Consider the following 1142-nt stretch of genomic DNA (forward strand, 5'->3'; position numbering starts at 1 on the left):
ACGCCGATACGGTAGAGCGCCAGCGCGTTGCCGAAGAGAAGATGCTCACTCAACCGCTCAATGTGGACCCAACCGATGGCAAAGATTGGTCACAAGAGTGGCAACATCCCAGCATGAAATGGTAAGGAGGTCGCGATGAACCGAGCCTTGCAAGGCATTCGCCATCATTTTTTACAAGCGGGGTTACTTGATTATTTAGAAGACCCTAATTTAACTGAAATCATGCTCAACCCTGACGGTAAGTTATGGATTGAGCGTCAAGGGGAAGCGATGACGCACGTGGGCGAGGTCACGCCCGAGGATGCAACGCGCATTCTTAATGCCGTCAGTGACTATCATCGTCAGACGGTCACGGCCACGCAGCCAATTTTGGAGTGTGAACTGCCTCTTGATGGCAGCCGCTTTGAGGGGCTTATACCGCCTTTGGTGGAAAACCCTAGCTTTGTCATTCGTAAAAAGGCCACGCGCGTGTTTACCTTTGATGACTACATTAAGGCAGGAACGTTAAGCAAAGAAGCCGCTAATGTATTACGTCAGTTGATTGTTGATAAACGCAACATCCTGGTCGCGGGGGGCACTGGCTCAGGAAAAACCACCTTCGGCAATGCCCTGTTGCATCAAATCTCCATGGTGGCACCGGACGAGCGTATGGTCATCATTGAAGACACCAACGAGTTGCAATGCAGCGCGCCTAACCATGTGATTAAGCGCACCAATGACACAGCGAACGTTTCCATGCGCACCTTGCTTCGCACCACACTGCGTTATCGCCCCGACCGCATCATGGTGGGAGAAGTGCGCGGCGGTGAAGCGCTGGATTTACTTAAAGCGTGGAACACGGGCCATCCTGGCGGCATCGCCACCATTCATGCCGATTCAGCGAGACAAGGGCTCGATAGACTGGAGCAATGCGTCAGTGAAGCGACCGCCACACCCAATCGCGCGCTCATCGCCAGTGGCATCCATGCGGTGGTGTTTATGGCGCGAACGCCAGAGGGCAAACGCGTCATTAAAGAGGTGATACAGGTGAACGGCCTCTCTGATACCGGTTACGACACCGCCACCATTTGGGAGGCACCATGAAAAAAGGGCTGATCCTCCTCGCGCTTCTAAGCCATCCCGCCCTTGCTGCTGACAACAAT

General features: G+C 53.7%; 1 protein-coding gene. It reads left to right on the plus strand.

Annotated elements, in window-relative coordinates; all coding sequences use genetic code 11:
- The first annotated feature begins 135 nt into the window (after positions 1–135).
- Positions 136–1083 (plus strand): P-type conjugative transfer ATPase TrbB, encoded by a 948-nt coding sequence (gene trbB, locus OU793_RS24540; protein WP_024700468.1) that lies wholly within the window; start codon positions 136–138, stop codon positions 1081–1083.
- The last annotated feature ends 59 nt before the right edge of the window (positions 1084–1142 follow it).

It is taken from the genome of Vibrio sp. VP6 (assembly GCF_028823755.1).
In the GTDB taxonomy this organism is placed as follows: domain Bacteria; phylum Pseudomonadota; class Gammaproteobacteria; order Enterobacterales; family Vibrionaceae; genus Vibrio; species Vibrio parahaemolyticus.

Bases quoted from the DNA above. Each gene is read 5' to 3' on its own strand.
- trbB (WP_024700468.1), top strand. From the start codon at position 136: ATGAACCGAGCCTTGCAAGGCATTCGCCATCATTTTTTACAAGCGGGG.